The sequence below is a fragment of the Sorangium sp. So ce448 genome (genome assembly GCF_051520915.1).
Lineage (GTDB): Bacteria > Myxococcota_A > Polyangia > Polyangiales > Polyangiaceae > Sorangium > Sorangium cellulosum_B.
Genome location: NZ_CP150343.1, coordinates 8,308,315 through 8,330,383, shown reverse-complemented (window position 1 = coordinate 8,330,383; position 22,069 = coordinate 8,308,315). Strand labels below are relative to the sequence as shown.

At 69.7% G+C, this 22,069-nt stretch carries 16 protein-coding genes and 1 pseudogene; 8 read left to right on the top strand and 9 right to left on the bottom strand.

The window, feature by feature from the left end; translation table 11 throughout:
* The first annotated feature begins 58 nt into the window (after positions 1-58).
* From WMF45_RS31285 to WMF45_RS31270, 4 genes are all read left to right on the top strand, one after another.
* A complete protein-coding gene (locus WMF45_RS31285) occupies positions 59-2,926 on the top strand; it encodes an ATP-binding protein (RefSeq protein WP_437708713.1) in 2,868 nt (955 codons plus the stop codon).
* 90 nt (positions 2,927-3,016) lie between these two features.
* Positions 3,017-4,084, top strand: a complete 1,068-nt coding sequence (locus WMF45_RS31280; RefSeq protein ID WP_437708712.1) for a response regulator — start codon at positions 3,017-3,019, stop codon at positions 4,082-4,084.
* Positions 4,085-4,360: 276 nt separating this feature from the next.
* On the top strand, positions 4,361-7,120 hold the full coding sequence (locus tag WMF45_RS31275; protein WP_437708711.1) for a beta-propeller fold lactonase family protein: 2,760 nt from the start codon (positions 4,361-4,363) through the stop codon (positions 7,118-7,120).
* A gap of 281 nt (positions 7,121-7,401) precedes the next feature.
* Positions 7,402-8,760, top strand: a complete 1,359-nt coding sequence (locus WMF45_RS31270) for an LLM class flavin-dependent oxidoreductase (RefSeq protein ID WP_437708710.1) — start codon at positions 7,402-7,404, stop codon at positions 8,758-8,760.
* A 57-nt stretch (positions 8,761-8,817) separates the two neighbouring features.
* Here the strand turns inward: WMF45_RS31270 and WMF45_RS31265 are convergent, their stop codons facing one another.
* A complete protein-coding gene (locus WMF45_RS31265) occupies positions 8,818-9,477 on the bottom strand; it encodes a TetR family transcriptional regulator (RefSeq protein ID WP_437708709.1) in 660 nt (219 codons plus the stop codon).
* A 47-nt stretch (positions 9,478-9,524) separates the two neighbouring features.
* Between WMF45_RS31265 and WMF45_RS31260 the strand changes: the two genes are divergently transcribed.
* Positions 9,525-10,406, top strand: coding sequence for a CPBP family intramembrane glutamic endopeptidase (locus tag WMF45_RS31260; protein ID WP_437708708.1), 882 nt, complete (start codon positions 9,525-9,527; stop codon positions 10,404-10,406).
* Positions 10,407-10,545: 139 nt separating this feature from the next.
* Positions 10,546-11,814, top strand: a complete 1,269-nt coding sequence (locus WMF45_RS31255) for an AAA family ATPase (protein WP_437708707.1) — start codon at positions 10,546-10,548, stop codon at positions 11,812-11,814.
* A 54-nt stretch (positions 11,815-11,868) separates the two neighbouring features.
* Here the strand turns inward: WMF45_RS31255 and lysA are convergent, their stop codons facing one another.
* The 4 genes from lysA to WMF45_RS31235 all read right to left on the bottom strand — a co-directional run bounded on the left by lysA (position 11,869) and on the right by WMF45_RS31235 (position 15,987).
* Positions 11,869-13,176: a diaminopimelate decarboxylase gene (lysA, locus tag WMF45_RS31250; protein WP_437708706.1), complete on the bottom strand. Its 1,308-nt coding sequence runs from the start codon at positions 13,174-13,176 to the stop codon at positions 11,869-11,871.
* Between the two features lie 199 nt (positions 13,177-13,375).
* Positions 13,376-14,932 carry a phospholipase D-like domain-containing protein gene (locus WMF45_RS31245; protein ID WP_437708705.1) on the bottom strand — a complete coding sequence of 519 codons (1,557 nt, stop codon included), beginning with the start codon at positions 14,930-14,932 and terminating at the stop codon, positions 13,376-13,378.
* A 13-nt stretch (positions 14,933-14,945) separates the two neighbouring features.
* Positions 14,946-15,167 carry a hypothetical protein gene (locus WMF45_RS31240; RefSeq protein ID WP_437708704.1) on the bottom strand — a complete coding sequence of 74 codons (222 nt, stop codon included), beginning with the start codon at positions 15,165-15,167 and terminating at the stop codon, positions 14,946-14,948.
* A 277-nt stretch (positions 15,168-15,444) separates the two neighbouring features.
* Positions 15,445-15,987 carry a hypothetical protein gene (locus WMF45_RS31235; protein WP_437708703.1) on the bottom strand — a complete coding sequence of 181 codons (543 nt, stop codon included), beginning with the start codon at positions 15,985-15,987 and terminating at the stop codon, positions 15,445-15,447.
* Here WMF45_RS31235 and WMF45_RS31230 point away from each other — a divergent pair.
* Positions 15,986-16,477 (top strand): hypothetical protein, encoded by a 492-nt coding sequence (locus WMF45_RS31230; protein ID WP_437708702.1) that lies wholly within the window; start codon positions 15,986-15,988, stop codon positions 16,475-16,477. The two genes, WMF45_RS31235 and WMF45_RS31230, sit on opposite strands and share 2 nt — an antisense overlap.
* 328 nt (positions 16,478-16,805) lie before the next feature.
* Here WMF45_RS31230 and WMF45_RS31225 read toward each other — a convergent pair whose 3' ends face one another.
* The 4 genes and pseudogenes from WMF45_RS31225 to WMF45_RS31210 form a co-directional block, all read right to left on the bottom strand.
* Positions 16,806-17,579 carry a hypothetical protein gene (locus tag WMF45_RS31225; protein ID WP_437708701.1) on the bottom strand — a complete coding sequence of 258 codons (774 nt, stop codon included), beginning with the start codon at positions 17,577-17,579 and terminating at the stop codon, positions 16,806-16,808.
* A 525-nt stretch (positions 17,580-18,104) separates the two neighbouring features.
* Positions 18,105-19,310 (bottom strand): glycoside hydrolase family 11 protein, encoded by a 1,206-nt coding sequence (locus tag WMF45_RS31220; RefSeq protein ID WP_437708700.1) that lies wholly within the window; start codon positions 19,308-19,310, stop codon positions 18,105-18,107.
* A gap of 674 nt (positions 19,311-19,984) precedes the next feature.
* Positions 19,985-20,131: pseudogene (locus WMF45_RS31215) on the bottom strand (hypothetical protein); the annotation flags it as partial.
* Positions 20,132-20,158: 27 nt separating this feature from the next.
* Positions 20,159-21,526, bottom strand: a complete 1,368-nt coding sequence (locus WMF45_RS31210; RefSeq protein ID WP_437708699.1) for a sigma-54 interaction domain-containing protein — start codon at positions 21,524-21,526, stop codon at positions 20,159-20,161.
* Positions 21,527-21,714: 188 nt separating this feature from the next.
* Between WMF45_RS31210 and WMF45_RS31205 the strand changes: the two genes are divergently transcribed.
* On the top strand, positions 21,715-22,038 hold the full coding sequence (locus tag WMF45_RS31205; protein ID WP_437708698.1) for a 4Fe-4S dicluster domain-containing protein: 324 nt from the start codon (positions 21,715-21,717) through the stop codon (positions 22,036-22,038).
* Positions 22,039-22,069 lie beyond the last annotated feature (31 nt).

The window sequence follows — 22,069 nt, the reverse complement described above, 5'->3', positions numbered from 1 at the left end:
TGTTCAGGACATTGACCTTCCAAAGTGGCGCGGTCCTGTATTCGTGTACGATGACCGCATGAATGAACGGGGGGAGCGGAGCCGCCGACGCCCTCGCACCGCGCCGAGTCTGTCCTTCTGGGTCGCGGGGCCGCTGGCCGTCGCGCTGCTCGTGTTCGTGGGGCCGGGGCTGTGGATCGCGGCGTGGGCCATCGAGGGCGCGATCCTGAAGAATGAGCTGGGCGTCCTCGCGCGGACCCATGACGAGTGGACCCGCCGCATGAACGACCGCCTGATCCAGGCGGAGGCGAGCGTCGCGCGGTACGGCCGCATGCTCACCTCGGCATTGCATGAGGTCGAGGGAGAGACCCCGCAGAAGTTCGACGCCCTCGTCGGGCCGTCGCGCGACGGCGGCATGGTGTCGCGCAACGCGGGCTTCGAGCCCAGGCGCGACGCCGTCGTGTGGCTGCCCGCGGGGTACCCGCTCGACGACCGGGAGAAGGTCTTTCTCCTGCAGCTGAAGCGCATGACCGAGCTGTACTCGGCGGGGGCGCCGGGGGAGCCCATCAACACCTGGCTCATCCCCAGGCGGAACGGGCTCGTGATGTACTGGCCCAGCTACACGAGCTACATCGAACAGGTCGACACGACCGTCGATTTCGTCAACTCGGAGTGGACGACGCTCGCGCTCCCGGCGAACAACCCGGAAGGAAAGCCGCGCTGGACGCCGACGAGCTACGACCCGGGGGCGCGCGAGTGGATGGTGAGCGTCGTGGTGCCGTTCTTCCGCGACGGGGTGTTCGCGGGGAGCGCCGGGCACGATGTCACGGTCAACGCGGTGATGAACAGCTTCGAGGAGCTCTCGCTGTATCCGGGGACGGAGCACGCCCTCGTGAGGGGCGATGGGACGGTGCTCGTCTCGAGCGTGAACCAGGACAAGATCCACGGGAGCAAAGGCACGCTGACGGTCGACTCCATCGGCGACGACGATCTCAAGCGCGCGTTCGAGGCCGCGAAGCGCGACGACGCCGCGGCGGCGCGCGTGGTCGGCCGCACGGATCAGCGCGTGATCGTGGCGGCGCGCATCGCGGCGCCGGACTGGTACCTGCTCACCGACGTCCCCCGCGCGGCGCTGCTCTCGTCGGTGAAGGGGCTGTACTGGGATTACTGGCTGATCGCGGCGTTCTCGATCCTGGCGCTCGTGGCGCTGCCCGTGCTCGTGATCATGCGCGTGACCTTGCCGTCCGTGCGGCAGCTCGTCACGGCGGCCGAGCGGATCCGGGGCGGTGATCTCGAGCAGCGCTTCGAGGCGTCAGGCACCCGGGAGTTCGTGCACATCGGCGACGCGCTGAACGGCATGGCCCAGCAGCTCCGCGAGACGTTCGCCGCGCTGGCGAAGACGAACGAGGACCTCGAGCAGCGTGTCGAGCAGCGCACCGCCGAGCTCAAGGAGGCCACGGCGGCCGCGGACGCGGCCAACAGGGCGAAGAGCGACTTCCTCGCCAACATGAGCCACGAGCTGCGGACACCGCTCAACGGCATCCTCGGGTACGCCCAGATCCTGAGGCGCTCGAGGAGCCTGGGCGAGCAGGATCTGCGCGGCGTCGAGGTCATCGCCGAGTCCGGCTCTCACCTGTTGACCCTCATCAACGACGTCCTCGATCTGGCGAAGATCGAGTCGCGGACGATGGAGATTCACCCCAACGATTTCCATTTCCCGTCGTTCTTGAACGCGACGGCCGAGATCTGCCGGATCCGCGCGGAGCAGAAGAAGATCGCGTTCGTGTTCAAGCCCGGCCCCGCGCTGCCCGAGGGGGTGCGCGTCGACCAGCGGCGCCTGCGTCAGATCCTGCTCAATCTGCTCGGCAACGCCATCAAGTTCACCGAGAACGGCAGCGTCACCTTCACGGTCGTCGAGGTGCCCGGCGGGTCACAGGGCGCGCGCAAGGACCTCCCGGAGGACGGCGCGAGCCCCGCATCGCGGACCAGGACGCACAGGATACGCTTCGAGATCGAGGACACGGGGACTGGCATCGACGCCGAGCACCTGGACCAGATATTCCTGCCCTTCAAGCAGGTCGGAGACAAGAGTCGCCACCGCGAGGGCACCGGGCTCGGGCTGGCGATCAGCCAGCGCATCGTCACGCTGATGGGCAGCTCCATCCAGGTCAGGAGCGAGCTCGGGAAGGGCAGCGTCTTCTGGATGGACCTGACGCTCGCCGAGGCGCCCGACTGGACGGACACCGTGAGGCGCACCGAGCAGGGGCAGATCGTCGGCTACAAGGGCGCGCGACGGAGGCTCCTCGTGGTGGACGACAAGCCGGAGAACCGCGCCGTGGTCATCAGCATGCTCTCGACCCTCGGGTTCGAGCTGGCGGAGGCGAACGACGGCCAGGAGGGCCTGGACAGGACGGCGAGCGAGAGGTTCGATCTGATCATCACCGACCTCGCGATGCCCGTGCTCGACGGCTGGGAGATGATGCGCCGCATGCGAAAGGCGCCGGAGCTCGCGGGGACGGTCATCATCGCGTCCTCCGCCAGCGCGTTCATCACCGACCAGGACAAGAGCCTGGAGGCGGGCGCGGACGATTTCGTGGCCAAGCCGCTGCAGATGGATGAGCTGCTCGAGAAGCTCCAGCGACACCTCGAGCTGGAGTGGATCTACGAGCGGCAGGACGGCGCCAGCCAGGAGACGGAGCCGAGCCCCAGCTCGGGTGTGACCAGCATCCGCGATGTCGTCCTGCCCCCGGACGAGGACCTCAAGGCCCTGCGCGATCTCGCGCGCAAGGGGCTCGTCAATCACATCCAGAAATACGCGGACAAGCTCGAGCTGGGCGACGCCCGGCTCGCGCCTTTCGCGAAGCACCTGCGCGAGCTCTCCGAGGACTTCCGGCTGGAGTCGATAGAAGAGCTCGCCGGCGAGCGTATCGACGGTGGCGCCCGATGAGCGCGCCGGGTTGAGATCTGTTGTGAGCGCAGTCATCCTCATGCAGCGTCGCTGGCGCGAAGGGTGAGGTCATCCGCTGGAGAGGGCAGTGTGACGAACGTGAGTGATACCGGAACGGTCCTGATCGTCGACGACGAGCCGCGAAACCTGAGGTTGCTCCGCGACAACCTCTCGGGTTGGGGGTTCGAGATCGCGGCCGCGACGAACGGCCTGCGAGCCATCCAGCTCGCGAAGGAGGTGGCGCCGGATCTCATCTTGCTGGACGTGAAGATGGAAGGGATCGACGGCTTCGAGACGTGCCGGCGGCTCAAGACGGACCCGGTCACGAGCGACATCCCTGTCATCTTCATGACGGCGAGCACGGAGATGAACGCGGACAAGGTGAAGGGGCTGAACCTCGGCGCCGTGGAGTTCCTCCTCAAGCCGTTCCAGAGCGAGGAGCTGCTCGCGCGCGTCCGGGTGCAAACGAAGCTCAGGCAGCTGATGAAGAGCCTCGCGGCGCAGGTCGAGGAGCGCGTCGCCGCCGAGGCGGCGCTGCAGGAGCTCACGCACGAGCTGGAGCGACGCGTGGCGGAGCGGACGGCCGAGCTCGAGCGGGCCCTTTCGGAGCTCACGCAGGCGCAAGCCGCCCTCCGCGGGTCGAACGAGCAGCTGGAGACCGAGGTCGCGCGCCAGACCGAGGAGCTCCGCAGGACGAACGAGCGGCTGACGCTGGAGCTCACCGAGCGCGAGCGCGCGGAGCTGGCGCGCGCGGCGCTGCAGGAGGAGATCATCCGGGCGCAGAAGGAGCGGCTGGCGGAGCTCTCCACGCCGCTCATTCCGATCACCGAGCGGATCATGGTGATGCCGCTGATCGGGACGATCGACGCCAGCCGGGCGCAGCAGGCGCTCGAAGCGGCGCTGAGCTGCGTGCACATGAACCGGACGGACGTCGTGATCATCGACGTCACGGGCGTGAGGCTCATCGACACCGCGGTCGCGACCACGCTGATGCGCACGGCGGCGGCGCTCCGGCTGCTCGGCGCGACGACGGTGATCACCGGCCTGCGCCCCGACCTGGCGCAAACGCTCGTCTCGCTCGAGATCGATCTCAGCACCGTGGTCACCCGGGGGACGCTCCGGAGCGGCATCGACTACGCGCTGCGACAGGTCCGCTGACGCCGTGATGCCAGCGCGCCTGCGGGGCCGCGCGGGTGAGGCGGCACACGGCGGGCGACGGTGGCGCACGATGACACGATGACTCGATATCATGACAGTCACCCTGTGCGACCACGTAGCCCAGAACACCGCCAGCGAGCTGGCCATGACGTTGAGACGTCGAGACCGCCCGTCCGCTTTTTTGTTGTTAAACGTATTTGTTTTACATAGCTTGAAAGCATGCTGCCATCATGCTGTCTGCGCCGTTTCCTGGCTGTCAGCGTAGGTGCTACGGCCATGTCCCTCGCCGCCGCTCTCCCCGCGGCGGCCGCCACGTCGTTCACGACATTCGAATCGGGCCAGGTCCGCCCCCTGGCCCTGTCGGCGAACGGCAAGCTGCTCTTCGCGGTGAACACGCCCGACAACCGGCTGGAGATCTTCCGCGTCGAAGCCCATCGTCTGCAGCTCAAGGCGTCTGTGCCCGTGGGGCTCGAGCCGGTCGCCGTGGCTGCCCGGGGCGACGATGAAGTCTGGGTGGTGAACCACCTCTCCGATAGCGTGAGCGTCGTCGACGTTCGAGACCCCGCCAAAGCGCGCGTCGTCCGCACGCTGCTGGTGGGTGATGAGCCGCGCGACATCGTGTTCGCCGGGCCGCAGCGCTCGCGGGCCTTCATCACCACGGCCCACCGCGGGCAGAACGCCCCCTTCGATCCGCAGCTCCTGACGCCCGGCATAGGGCGCGCCGACGTCTGGGTGTTCGACGCGAGGCGGCCCGGGACGTCGCTCGGCGGGACGCCGCTCTCCATCGTGACGCTCTTCAGCGATACGCCGCGCGCGCTCGCGGTGACGCCGGACGGCAGCCGGGTCTACGCCGCCGCCTTCCACTCGGGCAACCGCACGACCGTCATCGACGAGAGCCTCGTGCCGGACGGCGGGGAGGCCGCGGGCGGACTGCCCGGGCCCGACACCAACTTCGAGGGAGTCCCCCGGCCGGAGGTCGGGCTCATTCTCAAGTTCGACGGGGCCCACTGGGTCGACGAGCTGGGACGCCCCTTCGACGACGCGGTGCGCCTCTCGCTGCCCGACAAGGACGTCTTCGTCATCGACGCGCTCGCCAACCCGCCGCGCCAGGTGGCCGGGCCAGGCGGCTTCTTCACGGGCGTCGGGACCATCCTGTTCAACATGGTCGTGAACCCGGTGAACGGGAAGGTCTATGTGTCCAACACCGACGCCCGGAACGAGGAGCGCTTCGAGGGGCCGGGCATCTTCGCCGGCCACAGCGTGCGCGGCCACCTGCACGAGAGCAGGATCACCGTCCTCGGTCCAAGCGGCGTCGCACCGAGGCACCTCAACAAACACATCGATTACAGCAGCTGCTGCGCGCCGGTCCCGAACGACGAGAGCGAGAAGAGCCTCGCGCAACCGACGCAGATGGCCGTGACGCGCAACGGAGCGACCCTGTATGTCGCGGCGCTCGGCTCGGACAAGATCGGCGTCTTCGACACAGCGAAGCTCGAGAACGACACGTTCGTGCCCAGCGCCGCGAACCAGATCCGCGTCCCTGGAGGCGGGCCGACCGGCCTCGTCCTCGATGAAGACAGGCATCGGCTCTACGTGCTCGCGCGCTTCGACAACGCGATCTCGGTCATCGACACCCGGACCCGCCGCGAGGTCGCGCACGTGCCGATGCACAACCCGGAGCCTCCGAGCGTCGTCCGTGGGCGCCGCGTCCTCTACGACGCGTCGCGGAGCTCGAGCCACGGCGACTCGTCCTGCGCGAGCTGCCATATCTTCGGCGACTTCGACAGCCTCTCGTGGGACCTCGGGAACCCGGACGGCACCGCGGTGGAGAACCCGGGACCGTTCTGCACCGATCTCTTCGGCCAGGACACGAGCTTGCACCCGATGAAGGGGCCGATGACGACCCAGAGCCTGCGCGGCATGGCGAACCACGGGCCGATGCACTGGCGCGGCGACCGCACGGGCGGCCATGATGCGCCCACGTCGCAGCCGGACAGCGGGGTGTTCGATGAGCGGGCGGCGTTCAAGAAATTCAGCGTGGCGTTCGTCGATCTGCTCGGGCGAGACGAGACGATCCCGGAGGAGGAGATGGACGATTTCACGGACTTCATCCTCCAGGTCACGTATCCACCCAACCCCATCCGCGCGCTCGACGACTCGCTCACGCCCGATCAGAGCGCGGGGCGCGACTTCTTCGGGGGGCCCGTGTCGAGCATCCTCGGCGCCTCGTGCATCGGGTGCCACACCGTCGATCCCGACGCCAACCCCGACGACTTCGCGCCGGGCTTCTTCGGCAGCGACGGCGGATCGGCCAACGCCAACGAGACCCAGCTCTTCAAGGTCCCGCACCTGCGCAATCAGTACCAGAAGGTCGGGATGTTCGGCATGGCAGAGTCGTTCGTGTTCCCGTTCGGCGGCTCCAACGCGCACATGGGCGACCAGGTCCGCGGCTTTGGCTTTCTCCACGACGGCGCCGTCGATACGCTCGTCCGCTTCAACGCGTTCTCCGATTTCGTCCAGACGCCGGAGAACCCCGGCGGCTTCCCCGTCGACCCCGAGGGGGAGCTCCTGAAGCGCCAGGTGGCGGAGTACATGCTGGCGCTGGAGTCGAACCTGAAGCCCATCGTGGGCCAGCAGATCACGCTCACGCCGTCGAACGCGGCGGTGGCCGGCCCGCGCGTCGATCTGCTCGTGGCGCGCGCCGACGCCGGCGACTGCGATCTCGTGGTCAAGGGCTGGTCCCATGGGGACGAGCTGGGCTTTCTGTACACCGGCGATGGCCGTTTCGACGCCGACCGCGCGCGCGCGCAGTGGCGGTCGGACAGCGAGCTCCGCTGGCTGGCCACGAGAGGCGGGAGCGAGCTGACGTATACCTGCGTGCCGCCCGGGTCGGGCGAGCGCATCGGCGTCGACCGCGACGGCGACGGCTTCCTCGACGGTGACGAGCGGGACGCCGGCAGCGACCCGGCCGACCCGGAGAGCGTTCCGCGGCGGGGACCGCACGGGCCGCCCCCGTGGCCGCACCCGCATCACTGAGCGGAACGATCGCGCCTGCGCGCCCACCCGCCCATCGACCGGTGAGTTGCCGCGGACGGGTGCTTCCCTGACAGCAATACTTCCGCAGCGCTGGTGGTCCGTTGCTGCCCTCGCAGCACATCGCGGGGGCAGGGGAGGGGCGGCGCTTCGATCTCCGCCGCTGCGCCTGTGGCTCCGGCGCCGGGCACGGCGCTTGCGCTCTGGCCGTGGTGAGCGCGTGCGGTGGTCGTGCGGCGACGTGCCCGCGCGCGCACGTGAAGGACCGAGACCGAGGACACCCCATGAGCGACAATCAGCGGAAGATCCGTTTGGGCGCCTTTTTGCCTGGCGCAGGCCACCACGTGGCGGCCTGGCGGCACCCGCAGGCGCAGGCGGACGGAGGCATCAACTTCGCGCATTACAAGCGCATTGCGCAGGCGGCGGAGCGGGCCAAGTTCGACGCCGTGTTCCTGGCGGACGGGCTCGCCTTGCAGAACCGGCCCGGAGCGCAGGGCCGCACCGCCTATGGGGCCAGCTTCGAGCCGGTCACGTTGTTCTCCGCGCTCGCGGTCGTCACCGAGCGCATCGGCTTCATCGCCACCGCGTCCACCACGTACGAGGAGCCTTATCTGCTGGCCCGCAAGTTCGCCTCGCTCGATCATATCAGCCAGGGGCGGGCAGGCTGGAACGTGGTCACCACCGGCGGGGGCGAGGCGGCGGGGAACTTCGGGCTCGACGCCCACCCCGACCACGCGCAGCGCTATGTCCGGGCGCGCGAGTTCGTCGATGTGGTCACCGGCCTCTGGGACAGCTGGGAGGACGACGCGTTCCTCCGCGACAAGGCGTCGGGGGCTTACTACGACCCGGCAAAGCTGCACACGCTCGATCACAAGGGGAAGTTCTTCTCCGTTCGAGGGCCGCTCAACATCCCGCGTCCACCCCAGGGACACCCGGTGATCGTGCAGGCGGGATCGTCGGAGGCGGGCAGGGAGCTCGCGGCCGAGACCGCCGAGGTGATCTTCACCGCGCAGCAAACGCTGGAAGACGCGCAGGCCTTCTACGCCGACGTCAAAGGCCGGATGGCCAAGTATGGGCGGCACCCCGACCAGCTGAAGATCATGCCGGGGGTGTTCCCCGTCGTCGCCAGGACGGAGTCGGAGGCCAGGGCGAAGTACCAGGAGCTGCAGGACCTCATCTTGCCGGAGGTCGGGCTGTCGCTGCTCTCGGGCCTGTCGGGCGGGGTCGATCTGTCCGCGTATCCGGTGGACGGGCCGCTCCCCGAGCTGCCCGAGACCAACAACAACAAGAGCCGGCAAGCGCTGATGTTCGACATCGCGCGCAAGCGCAATCTCTCCATCCGGGAGCTCTACCTCTGGGTGGCTGGGGCGCGCGGGCACTGGACGATCGTGGGCTCGGTGGAGCAGGTCGCGGATCAGCTGGAGGCGTGGTTCACGCAGGGCGGCGCCGACGGGTTCAACGTGATGCCGCCGTGGCTCCCGGGCGGGCTGGACGACTTCATCGAGCTGGTGATCCCGGAGCTGCGCCGACGCGGGTTGTTCCGAACGGAGTACGAGGGGCGCACGCTGCGCGAGAACCTCGGGCTGGCGCGACCGGCAAACCGCCACGCGGCCGGCGCGAAGCCGCGGGCGTCGGCGGCCTGAAGGCGCCGGTCCGGTGCGAGGGGCGCCTGGCCGCGCGCGCCGGCGCGCCTCATCGCGTCACGCGCTCTCCCCCGGCCGGAACGGCGGCTCGATGTACGGCGCGAGGTAGCGACAGACTGCCTTCTTCGCCTCCTCGACATAGAGCGCGCCCTGCTGCTCGTCCTGCTGTGTGGCGAGGGCGAGCAGCGTCGAGGTCATGTACAGCGTGCTCCGCGCGACGACGCGCCGCTCGGCGGGCGCGAGCGCCGGCGTCAGCGGCGAGAGGAGCGCTTCGACCCGCCCAGAGAACTCGTCTCCCCACGCCGCGGCCGTCGAGAGCAGCGCGCCGGACAGCTGCACGCCGAACCATAGCTCCCGGTAGCCGGGCTCCATCCGGTAGAACGCCGCGAGCGCGTCCATCCAGCGCTCGGTCAGCGCGCGCCACGAGCCCGGCGGCGACTCCGCGAGCGCCGCCTCGGTCCGCGCCCGCAGCCGCTCCAGGTAGCGCCCCGTCAGCGCGTGGAGCACGGCCTCCTTGTTCGGGAAGAACTCGTAGACCGAGCCGATGGACGTCCGCGCCCGCGCCGCGATGGCGTTCGTGGTGACCGCGTCGAGCCCGCGCGACGCGAGCAGCGCCGCCGTCGCGTCGAGGATCCGCTCCTTGCGCCGCTGGCTCCTCGCCTGCAGCGGCACCCGGCGGGGCGCGGTCGACGGCGGCTTCTTGCGCTTCGTGGCCATGCGCCGAGCGTACTTGACAACCTGAGCAAAAGCTCGACTATATCCGAGTGAAAGCTCAACTTCTGGAGCGGCTCGGTCAGTTGGGGCAGATCGAACCGTCTGGCGCCGCGCCGGCCGGCGCCACGCCGGTCGGCGAGGCTGCCGGGCGGGTGGGGGTGCCTCGCCTTGGCTGGCCGGGGCTCTGCGCTGTCTCTGCCGCGACGCTCGCCTACGCCGCGTACCCGTCTGCCGCGGAGGAGCGCGCCATCGGCGTCGCCTGCTTCGGCGTCGCGCTCGCCTCCCTGCTCGCCGTGGCGCGCGCGCCGGACCGGGCGGCGCTCCAGGCGCCTCTCCTGGCGGTGCTCACGCTCGCGCCTGCCGCGGTGGGGCTCGCCGCGCCCTGGCCGCTCTCCCTGGCCGCGCCGCTCGTCGTGCTCGCGCTGCTCGCGCGCGCCGTGCCAGCCCTGCGGTCGTCGATGCCGCCGCTGCGGCGTGGGGCGTTCGGGCCCGCGGTCCTCGGTTGGATCGCGGCGGTCGTCCTCGTCTCCGCGCTCGCGCTCGTGCTCTGGGTCCGGCTGATGCGGCCCGATCTGTCGCAGATGCGGGCCCTGCTCCCGCCCGTCTCGCTGCCGCTGTTGCTCCTCGGCGGCCTGGGGTTCGCGCTCTTCAACGCGCTCCTCGAGGAGGCGGTCTTCCGCCTGGTGTTCCTCGGCTCGCTGGACGCCGTGACGACCTCCGGCTGGACCGCGGTGCTCGTCCAGGCGGCCGCCTTCGGGCTCCTCCACCTGAGCGGCTTCCCGAGCGGGGCCGTCGGCGTCGGCCTGGCGGCGATTTACGCCGTGATGCTCGGCGTGCTCCGGCGCCGCGCGGGCGGCCTCCTCGCGCCGTACGTGGCGCACGTCGCCGCCGATCTCACCATCTTCGCCCTGCTCCTGACCTGGACGCGGTGACCCGCGGCTCCGCCGCTCCGCCGGCGGGTGCGGCGGAGAAGCAGGACGCCTGGGTGCCTGCTCAGGCCGTTCGGAGCCCTTGCCGCTGACCGGCGGCGGAGTAGCGTCCGTGAGGGCACGCCGCCCCGCCCGAGGCACCATGAGCATCCAGGTCCCCATCGGCATCGACGACTTCCGCCGGCTCCGCGAGCTGGGGCTCGAATACGTCGACAAGTCGCACCTGATCCAGGAGCTCGTCGACAGGCCGGGCACCGAGGTCGTCCTGCTCCCGCGCCCGCGGCGCTTCGGCAAGACGCTCAACCTCTCGATGCTGCGCTGCTTCTTCGAGCGGCGCGCACAGGATCTCTCACCGCTGTTTCGTGATCTTCGGATCTGGCAGGCCGGCGAACAGTACCGCGCGCACTTCCAGCGCTACCCGGTGCTCCACCTGACCTTCAAGGGTGTGAAGGCCGAGAGCTTCGATGCGTTCTGGGAGGGTGTGCAGGACAGGATCGCGCGCCTCTTCGACGAGCACCGTGACCTGCTCGAGAGCGGCGTGCTGAGCGAGCGTGAGGCCCGGCGGTACCGCGAAGTCCTCGAGGGCACGGCCGGCAGGATCGCGTACGAGACAGCGCTGCTCGACCTGTCGAGCTATCTCCACCGCTTCCACGGCGAGCGTGTTGTCATCCTCCTCGACGAGTATGACGAGCCCCTCCACGCCGGGTATCTCCACGGCTACGCCGCGCAGGTCATCGGCTTCTTCCGCGCGTTCCTTACCGAGGGCCTAAAGGGCAATCCGCACCTGTTCAAGGCGGTGCTCACGGGCGTCCTGCGCGTGGCCCGGGAGAGCATCTTTTCAGGTCTCAACAACGTGGCTGTCTACTCGCTGCTCGCGCCGGAGTTCGACACCTGCTTCGGGTTCACCGAGCCCGAGGTCGAGTCTCTCCTCGCGAGGTTCGGCCGGCCCGAGCGGCTCCCGTCCCTGCGCGCCTGGTACAACGGGTATCTCTTCGGCGGCACCGTCGTCTACAACCCGTGGAGCGTCCTGAACTTCCTCTCCCGCGAAGACGGCGCGCCGCAGCCCTACTGGGTGAACACGAGCTCGAACGATCTGGTGCGGGAGCAGATCGAGCGGCGCGCGCTCGCGCTCGAGCCGGCGTTCGCGACGCTGCTAGACGGCGGCAGCATCGAGCGCGTGCTCGACGAGAGCGTGTCGCTCGAGGATCTAAACCGGAGCGACGAGGTGCTGTGGAGCCTCCTCGTCTTCACGGGGTATCTCAGGGCCGAGAAGCGCTCGCGCGGGCCGATGGAGCAGCCTTCACACCTGCTCTCGATCCCGAACCGCGAGGTACGTGGCGTGTACTCGACGATCTTTCGGCGGTGCGTTGAGCCGGGTGCAGCGAGCGTCCCTGTAGCGGTCTCGCCGTGAAGCTCAGGTCCGCGGGAGCGGGACGCACCTTCGTGCGCCCCAGGGGTGTACCGCTCAGCCGCAGCCGCTCGCGCCGGCCGGCTCTCCCGCCGCCGCGCGCAGGCGCTCCTTGATCTCATCGGACAGGCACATCCGCGAGACCATGTCCTCGAACGTGTCGCGCCGCCGGATCAGCCGGCTCTTCCCGCCGTCGACGAGCACCTCGGCCGGCCGCAGCCGGCCGTTGTAGTCGTAGCTCATCACGTGGCCATACGCGCCCGCGTCCATCAGGACGACAACGTCCCCCTCGGCGACGTCCGCGGGGAACTCGCGCTCCGCGATCCACATGTCCGTGTTCTCACAGACCTGGCCCGTCATCGCCATCGGGGCCGTCTGGCCGCGGCGGCCGTTGATCCGCACCTCGTGGTAAGCGCCGTACATCACCGGGCGCGCCATCGTGTTCATCGAGATGTCCGTGCCGATGATCGTCTTGTATCCCTGCTTGATCGAGATCACCCGACCGAGCACGTAGCCCGCGTCCCCGACGAAGTAACGCCCCGGCTCCATGACGAGGCGCGGCTCCTTCAGGCCGTGCTCCGCGCACTTCTTCCGGACCATCGCGGCGATCCCGCGGGCGACGGCCTCCACGTCGAGCGGCGGCTGCTCCCGCCGGTAGGGGATGCCGAGCCCGCCGCCGATGTCCACGAACGCGAGGTCGAAGCCGAGCTTCCGGGCCACCGGGCCGATCAGATCGAGCAGCTTGCCCGTGACGTGCGCGAAGTTCTCCGGCTTGTTCGCCTGCGAGTGAGGCATCATGTGCACCCCGAGCCGCTCGACCCCGTTCTCGAGCGCGGTGCGATAGGCCTCCTCCACGTGGCGCGGATGGATCCCGAACTTCGCGGACGGGCCCGCGAACGGCTTCAGATCGGGGGTCGCGATGTCCTCGCCGCTCGGGTTGATCCGGAACGACATACAGCGCGGCTTCCCGAGCGAGAACAGGCGCTTCAGGATGCCGTGATCATCCACGTTGAAGTTCACCCCGGCGCGCAGCCCCGCGGCCAGGTCCTCGTCCGACAGGCTGTTGCCCGTGTAGATGATCCGCTCGCCCGACAGCCCGAGCGCCTGCGCCAGGCGGATCTCGTTGGGGCTCGCGGCGTCCACGCCCGAGCCCTCGTCGACCAGGAGCTTCGCTATCTCCAGGTTGTTGCACGCCTTGATGGCATAGAAGACGGACACCTCCGGGTAATTGCCGCGCAGCGCCCGCGTGAGTCGACGGAAGTTCTCCCGGATGCGCTCGGCATCGTAGGCATAGAGCGGTGTTCCGTATTGCTCCGCGAGGTCGCGGACCGAAATGCCCCCGATCTTGATCTCTGCCTCTTGCATACTCCTCGTGGCGTCAACGCTTCAACTTTGAGAGACAACCTGAAGAAACCGTTCGCAATTCCGCGGCACAGCCTACCATGCGCCCCTGGCGGCCGGAAGGGGCGCGCCCTGCCTCCGGGTCCAGGGAGGCCGGCGGTCCCCGCGCCGGCGCCGGCGCCGCGCCTCCCAGGCGCGCTCGCCCGGAGCGCCTCGCGCGCGGCTACTTCGCCGGGTCCCGGCTGATGAACAGGTGCCGCCAGAGCGCGCCGAGCCCGCCCACGAAGAGCGAGCCCTGGCGCTGGTCGATGTCCTCGGCCGCGGCGGGGTCGAACGGCAGCTGCTGCGGGTCGATCACCGCGAGCAGGGCGCGCTCGTCCGCCGTGGGCGAGGGGTGGAGCCGGAGCCGGCACGAGCTCCCGGGCGTGCGCGGCCCGGTCGCCGGGCTCGCCAGCCCGTCGAGGCAGGCGACGAGGTCGTCCACCCGATCGAAGTCGGCGTCCCCCAGGTGCTCGCCGATGAGCGACGCGCGCACCGCGCGGATCGACCGGCCCAGCGCGTCGTCGGGGTCGTCGGTCTCGACCGAGGCGTTGATCTCCGTGTCGATCGAGAGGCTGCGGTTCGTCAGGTTGGCGGAGCCCACGGTGAGGAAGCGGTCGTCGACGATCATCACCTTCGAGTGGATGTACGTGGCGCGCTCGGCGGTCTCGTCCTCGCCGCACGCCGGCAGGGTGTAGTAGACGCCGAGGCGATGGCCGGTCTCGGCCGCCACGTCGCGCAGCCCGCCGAGCACCTTGGCCTGGGAGAGGCCGACGGCGATCTGCTCCTTCATCGTCTCGGCCTCCATGTTGAGCAGGAGCACCACGTCGAGGAGCGGCCGGCCCTCGGCGCGCATCCGCTGCGCGATCGCCTCGGCGATGACGTGAGAGCTGAAGTACTGGGTCTCGATGTAGATGAAGCGCTCGGCGGCGTCGATGGCGTCGAGGAAGAGGTCGCGTATCTCCGTGCGGTGCGGGGCGCCGGTGGGCGCGCCGTGCGGATCGGTGCGGCTCAGCGTGACGCGCGCCGCCGCGAGCGGGATGCCGCCCTCGGGCCGGTAGTCGGGGAACGTCGGATCGGCCTCGTCGAGGTCCGGCAGCGTCATGTCCACGCCGCCCGCGCGCCGCCAGCGATCCGTGAAGATCTCGGTCAGCGCCCGCGCGACCGAGCGGCTGCGCAGATAGGCCTGCACGTCGTGAAACGGCTTGTGCGGCTCTCCTCGGCTGACGCGGAGCGGGTTCTTGTTCGCGTGGCTGCGGTCGTCCCAGCGGTGATCGCAGAGGTCGAGGCCGCCGAGGAACGAGAGCTCGCCGTCCACCACCACGAACTTCTGGTGGTGCGAGGCGCGCTCGACGTGGGTGGCGTCGAAGAGGAAGCGCAGGCGATGGTTCGTCCACTCGAAGACGAGCTGCTGGAGCCACTCGCGCTCGAGCGCGAACACGAGGTGGAAGTCCCACGCGAGGATGAAGATCTGGAGATCGGGGCTCGCCTCGCAGAGGTGGTTCAGGAACTTGAGCAGCGTGATCGGGCTCGACACCTGCTCCTCCCTCCCGCCCCGGAGCAGGGCGACGTCGCTGTCGAACTGCCAGCCGGCGAGGAGCAGGTACCGCCGCGCCCTGGACGCGACCCGGTAGAACTCGGGGTAATACTCGTCGGCGTCGACAAGCAGGCCGATGTCGTCCACCGGGGTGTCGCACCACGTGTGGCGGCGAGGATCGATGATCGTCCGTGCGCTCCTCATCGCGATCGCGCGCCTACGGCTTCAGGTGCTCCTCGATGAGCCGCTTCAGGCCCGCCAGGTCGGGCCGGGTCCCGCTCGCTTCGCCGATGACGGCGAGCCGCTCCGCCTCGTCGCGCGAGAGATCGGGGCATATCCACTCCAGCAACGCTGCCCAGTCCGGCGCACCGTCGCAGCTATAGCAGTCATCGGGGATGGGTGTATTGTCGGGGAAATTCCGGAAAACCAGGTACGGCATTGCATCTACCTTCGTGCCGGGATCGCGGTCGCGTCGCCATCGCGTCGTCACCGCGGCTCGCGCTCGCGCGCGTAAGCGGAGCGCTCGCCACCTCGGCTATGGCGCCGGCGGAGCCAGGGAGCAAGCGTGTCCGGGGCCGCTTCGCCGGCGGGCCGTGCTCGGGGTGGGGGGGGCGGTGCGCGTTCAGGGGAGAAGCAGGAGGGAGGCCGCGTGGCGCGCGCGACGGCGATCAGGCGATCGCGCTGGCATCACCTGCGCGCCGGCGTTCGGCCGCGCATCAGGGGGCGCAGCCGATCCGCTCGGGCGCGACCGCCACGTCGTCGTACCACATCGTCCGCGCGGGGCCGTGGAAGCCGAGGTAGCCGAAGCTGAACGTCTTGTAGTTGAGCGTCTTCACGCCGGTCTTGTCGATGATCTTGGTGCCGTTGGCGTAGACCTGGACGCCGCCCTTGGCGCCGTCGAAGTAGGCCTCCATGCAGTGCCACTGGTCCTTGGGGAGCTTCACACCGTTGCTCCCGCACCGGGCCTCGCCGCCCGTGGACAGGGTGACGTCGTCGTGCAGGTTCAGCACGATCTGGCAGTACTGCTCGGCGATTTCCATGTTGTCGCCCAGGTTCGGCTCGCCGTCGCCCGTCATGGCCTGGAAGTAGGCGTTGTGGTCGGACTGGCCGAGATCGACGCTGCTGCGCACGTAGAGCCGGACCCAGAACGTCGAGCCGGGCGACGGGACGGAGAGCATCCTCCAGTCGTAGCCGCTGGCCCCCGGGTTCACGCGCAGCGCGCGCGTGCCGGCGTGGAAGATCGAGGAGTCGATCGCCATGTTCTTCAGCGCATCTGCCGCCTGGTACGAGGGACGGTACGTCGCGCCGTCGGGGAGCCCGGCGCCCTCGAAGTCGGAGCAGAACGTTGCGCTCGCCGGGCACCCGCCGGTCGGCGTCCCGCTGCCGGTGCTCGCCGTGGCGCTCGTCTCGGGCGTCCCGGTGCTCGTGGTGCTGGTGCTGCCGCTGGTGTCGCCGCCGCCGCCGCTGCTGCTGCTGGTGCTGCCGTTGCTGGTGGTGCTGCCGTTGCTGGTGCTGCCGTTGCTGGTGCTGCCGTTGCTGCTGCTCGCGGCGGGATTGCCCGTGCCCGAGCTCACGCTCGAGGCGCCGCCGGTCCCCGCGCCGCTGCCGCCCGCGCCCCCCGTCTCCGAGGCGTCAATTGCGCTGCCTGAGCAGCCCGCCGCCGCGGCGGACAGGGCCAGACAGGAGATCCCAACCCAGGTGAAGCGTGCGATTTCGCGATCGAAAGTCATGTTGATGCCCGAAGGGTGATAGGCCCGTTCGCCGGAGCTGCGCGCTGCCGCAGCGCGGCACGTCTGCCGGTGATCTTAAGAAACTGCCGCAGCGCCGAGGCGCGACCAGCGCTCGACGCGGCTCACAGCTCTAGCAGAATTCGCCGCAGCTCGGGAGGTGTTCTTCCGGGTCCAGATGGACCGTAAACTTCTCAGCGGAGCGGCGGGCGCGGACGGCGTGGCGCGGACCGCGTGAGCCTGGGCGTGACCCAGCTGCTCGGCCGCCAGCACCGCGGCGAGCGTCTCGCCGGCGCAGCCCTGGCGCACGGCGCTCGCGGCGACAGCGGCGCTCACCGCGACCGCGCCGGTCACAGCCGGAGACAGCGTGGATTCACGGAGCGCACAAACTCGTCGGCGTCGCCGGTGATCTGAACGACGGCGCTCCCCGTCGGGCATTTGACCCCGAAACCCGTGCTGTGCACGTTGCCGATGCTGGGGCCGACATTGACGTTGCCGTCGCCCGTCTTCCACGCCTCGACCGTCTGGCACAGCAGCTCGACCCGGTAAACGTAAGTGTCGACCCAGATGTTGATCCCGACCAGGACCTGGCTCGCAGGGCAGATCACGCTGCCCGGCCCACCGCCGTTGCCGCCGGCGGTCACGGTCTGGAAGGCGGTGCCCAGGGTGCCGTCGCCGGCGAGCGGCGCGCAGATCAGGCCGATCTGATCGATCGAGCCGCCGCTCCGGCCGTGGACGCCGACAGCCACGTTGCCGTTCCCACAGGCGATGTCGTAAGAGATGTCGCTGCCCGTGCCGCCAGCGCCGCCAGCGCCGCCGGCTCCGCCCATGCCGCCAGCGCCGCCGCTGCCGCCAGCGCCGCCCACGCCGCCGGTGCCGCCCACGCCGCCGGTGCCGCCCGCGCCGCCGGTGCCGCCCATGCCGCCGTCGCCCGCGTCACCGCCGGCTGCGCCACCGCCGCTGCCACCGGCGCCGCCGCCCGTCGCGCCGGCGGTGCCCGAGAAGTCGAGAGCGTCGACCCCGGAGATCGCGTTGCATGCCGCGCTCCAGCAGACGAAGGCGAGCGCCGCGGCCGTGACCGTCGCGAGAGGCTTCGTCGTCCGGACTGCTGCGTGTTCTCTCATCAGAAGCTCCCGTGGCGGATGAAGACATCCGGCGTGACCATACCCGCGAGAATGGCCGGAAGGAACCTGAACCTCGCCTCGAAGGCCTTCGCGAAAGCGTTGCCGGCGAGCGGCAGGCCGTTGCCGGGCAGGCAAGGGGCCGGGGCGTGCGCGGGCGACGCCCCTCTCGCCGCAGATGCATGGCAACGCCATGGCGGAGCTGCGACGCCGCGGGGAGGGGCCCTTGCGTGCCTCCGCATCTCGCTCGGGTGACGCGGGGTGTCCGGCTCTCGCTGCCGCACAGCTCGCCCGGCGCGCCCGCGAGCCTCGCCGGGAGCGCTGCGTTCTCGTCGCGCCGCGGGACGCAGCCCGAGCGCCGGCTCGATCCGCGCCGGAAGCTGCCGGGCGCCCGCCCGCTGATCGAGCGTGCGCCGCGTGTCTGTCAGAGGGGTGGGGAGTCGTGCCTGGGGCAGAAGAAGCCCGGGCACGTGGCGCGCGGGATGATCATCCCGCGCGCGTCATCATGCGATGCTCAGGGCCGAGCGCTCACTTCATCGACACGTTCACGCTGGCGCTCCCGCTGCTCTGATAGCCCTCCACGAGCATCGAGACCTCGTACAGGTTCCCCAGCTTCATCCCCAGGCGATCCCACGCGTTGAAGTGGTTGGCGACGCTGATGGTCCCGCTCGTGCGCTTCTGCTGCCGGACGCTCCAGAACTGATAGAAGGTCGTGTTGCCTTCGATCGACGGCTGGTTGACCCGCTGGGTCCGATAGATGTCATAGGTGCCCCCGTCGCTGGTGACGGTGCCCATGAACCCCTGGCCGCCCGGCGGACGCCAGGTGCCCCAGCTGTCGATGATGTAATACTCGATGAGCGGGCCCTTCGTCCACCCGTAGACGCCGAGGTACGAGTTGCCGTTCGGCCTGTAGTCGGCCGAGTAGGTCACGACCTGGTTCTTCGACCCGGGCCTCAGGCCTTTACGGCCCAGCAGGTTGTTGATGTTGCTCCACTCGACGTTGAAGCCAGTCGCCGTGTTGGTCTGGCATCCGCTCCCGGTGTCCTTCCAGTACTCGAAGGTGTAGCCGCAGTGGGTGCCCGTCTGGTTGCCGCAGACCTGCTGGTTGGGTGACGTGCACGTGCTGCCGCCGCCGGAGCCGCCGGAGCCGCCCGTCCCGCCGGAGCCGCCCGACCCGCCGCCGCCGCCGGCACCTCCCGCGCCCGAGCTGCTGCTCGACGAGCTCGAGCTGCTGCTCGACGAGCTCGAGCTGCTGGCCGAGCTCGAGCTGCTGCTCGACGACGAGGCCGAGTTCGAGTCGGTGAGCGTGCCGCCGGAGCCGGTGACCGAGGCGATCGTGGGCCGCCCGCTGCCGTTCGCGCAGAACCCCCACTCCGTCGAGGAGCCCTTGGCGATCGCGCCGTTATGGCTCACGTTCGTGGCGCTGAACTGGCCGTTCGACTCCGCGACGTTCACGTTCCACGAGTTGCTCCTCGTCGAGCCGTTGAGCGCGACGACGACGTTCCAGCCGGTGGTCGCCGGGCCGCGGGAGTTGTTGTTCACCTTCACGTTCGCGCAGTAGCCGTTTCCCCAGTCCGAGGTGACGGCAACGCTCGCCGACATCGAGCGGTCCGCGCTGTCCAGCGCGCCCTCCTGAGCCTCGATGTCCTCGTCGACGATGTTCTCGACGCTGCACGCCAGCAGGCCGCACGCGATCGAAGCGGATAGGTAGCCAAGTAAGGGAACGATGCGCATTTAAGATTCTCCATGATCGGATCGGCGGAGTCGCGGGACTCTGTTCGAGATGGATCTATGAACCATCGAGACAGACGCGAGCCCTCCGAGCCATTGGTTTAAAGTTCAAAATTTCCGGCCAACGTGCTCGTGATCCGGAGATCACGGATGCGCCCGCGGGCCTGCGCCGACCACATGCCTGGCAATCACGATGTTTGTCGGACAGATGCTCACATGCGAACACCCGGTGTGACGGGGGCCGGGCATCAACTCGGAAAAAGCAAGAACTGCTCGAACGCGTAGCCGAAAGAAGCAAGTAGCCCCGGCAGATTCACCCGGAGTAAGCCCCTGTACGATCCTGCAACCGTCTGCGGCCCCCGGCCGAGAGCGGTCCGGATCGCCAAGGGAGATTGGCATCTTCACACAAACAGGGGGTCAAAGTCAAGACTCTTTTCTAAGTCGCATTTGCTTTTGCACGGCTTGCCCGGCAGCGCCTTGGCGCGCTGTTTGTATTGTCTTGTTTTGTTTTTGTAAGAGCAAGATCCAGCCACGTTGCGCGTGGAGGTCCGAGGATAGAACCTCGATTTGTTCATCTCTCCTGGAAAAGCGACGAACTCTCGAGAAAAAAACGACCTCCGGCCGAGCTTGGTCATCCGGTCTTGCGGTGAAACTCCACGAGGAACGGTGTCTGACCGTCAGCGTCGAACTGATGCAGCGTCTTTGATACGACGTTCCCGGGGCGCCCCGGATCGCGCGGCGATCTCTCGATCGCCGGGCCTGTCGGTGCGATAGCGGAGCCGCCCGGAGACCATGTGGATCACGCCCCACACACCGGGGCTGGTCGCATGGTTTGACGAGCCTCTCGGCCGTCAGCCCTTCTCTCCGTCCTTCCGGATCCCGAGCTTCCGCATCTTGCTTTGCAGCGTCGTCGGCTTCAGCCCCAGCGCCGCCGCGGCCCCGTCCTCTCCGTAGATCTTCCCGCCCGCGGCCCGCAGCGCGTCCTCGATGCAGCGCTGAGCCGCCTCTCGGTACGTCATCACGCGCCCTGTCGCGCCGGGCGTCGCGGAGAGCGGCGCTGACAGGATGAGCTCGTCTCCTGTCGACATCACCATCGACCGCTCGATGACGTTCTCCAGCTCCCGCACGTTGCCCGGCCAGCCGTGCGCCCGCAGCCGCGCCATCGACTCGGCGCTCACCCGCGGCGGCGTCCGGCCGAAGCTCGCCGCCACCTTCTCCACGATGACGCGCGTGAGCGGCTCCAGGTCCTCTGGCCGCTCCCGGAGCGGGGGGACGATGATGGGGAATACCTGCAGTCGATAATAGAGGTCGTCGCGGAACGCCCCGCTCGCCACCATGTCCTCGAGCGGCCGGTGCGTCGCGGCGATCACGCGCACCGAGACGCGCACCGCGCCCTCGCCGCCGACGCGCTCGATCTCGCCCTCCTGGAGCACGCGCAGGAGCTTCGCCTGCGCCGCCCTGGGCAGCTCGCCGACCTCGTCGAGCAGCAGCGTCCCGCCGCTCGCGCGCTCGAACAGCCCGAGGTGCCGCGCCGCGGCGCCCGTGAACGCGCCGCGCTCGTGGCCGAACAGGGCGCTCTCGACGAGCCCCTCGGGCAGCGCTCCGCAGTTGACCGCGAGGAACGGCCGCTCCGCGCGGCGCGACAGCGCGTGGATGCGGCGCGCGATCACCTCCTTGCCCGTGCCCGTCTCGCCGCGCACCAGCACGGTCGTGTCCTGCCGCGCGACGAGCGGCACCATCTGCTGGAAGATCGCCCGCATCGCCGGGCCCACCGCGACCACCTCCCTCGGCAGGGCGACGCGGTCGAGCTCCTCCCTGAGCGTCCGCTTCTCCCCCTGCGCGCGGCGCGCGATGGCCGCGACGCGCCCGAGGACCTGCACCTGCCGCAGCGCCACGGCGAGCAGGCGACCTGCCGCCTCGAGCAGGGCGGGCGAGACGTCGAGCGCCGCGCCGCCGCCGAGCGCCATGGTGGCGCAGCCGACGGCGCCCTCCGCGTCGCGGAGCGCGAAGACGGCGATCGTCTCGCCGCCCGCGCCGCGCCGGACCTCCGGCGCGCCCGGCGCGGCCGCGCCGCGGCGCAGATCGAGCCGCAGCAGCGGCAGGTGGCGCGAGAGCGCGGCGCTCACCGCGGGGACGAGCGTCGCCTCGGTGTGCGCGCGGGCCGAGGCCTCGCCGAGGTCGGCGAGCAGGAGGAGGGCGTGATCGGCGGAGGCGGTCATCGTGCGCGGAGCGAGGCCGACGAAATGGCGTTGCGCGGCACCGTAGGGGCGTTGCCTGGACCGCACAAGGCCGGCGAAAAGCCCGGGAAAAGCCGCTCGGGCCGCGGGCACGCGCCCTGCTCCCTGCCGGAGGAGGGAGAGGAGAGCGCGCGGACGACCGCGCGCCACGGAGAAGGAAAGGAACCCTCATGGCCTACGTCATCGCCGAGCCCTGCGTCGCCACGTGTGACACCGCCTGTGTCCCTGTCTGCCCCGTGGACTGCATCCACGGCCCGCTCGCGGCGGACGAGATCTCGCGCATCCCCGAGGGAGAGCGGAAGACACGCCTCGCCGGTCTCCAGCTCTACATCGATCCCGAGTCGTGCATCTGCTGCGGCGCCTGCGAGAACGAGTGCCCGGTGGGCGCCATCTTCGATGAAGACGAGCTGCCGCCCGAGTGGCAGGGCTACCGGGAGATCAACGCGCGCTTCTTCGACGATCGCGCGAAGGAGCGCGCTCCGGAGGGGACCTGAGCGCGGCCCGGGAGCGGCCGATATCGAGGAT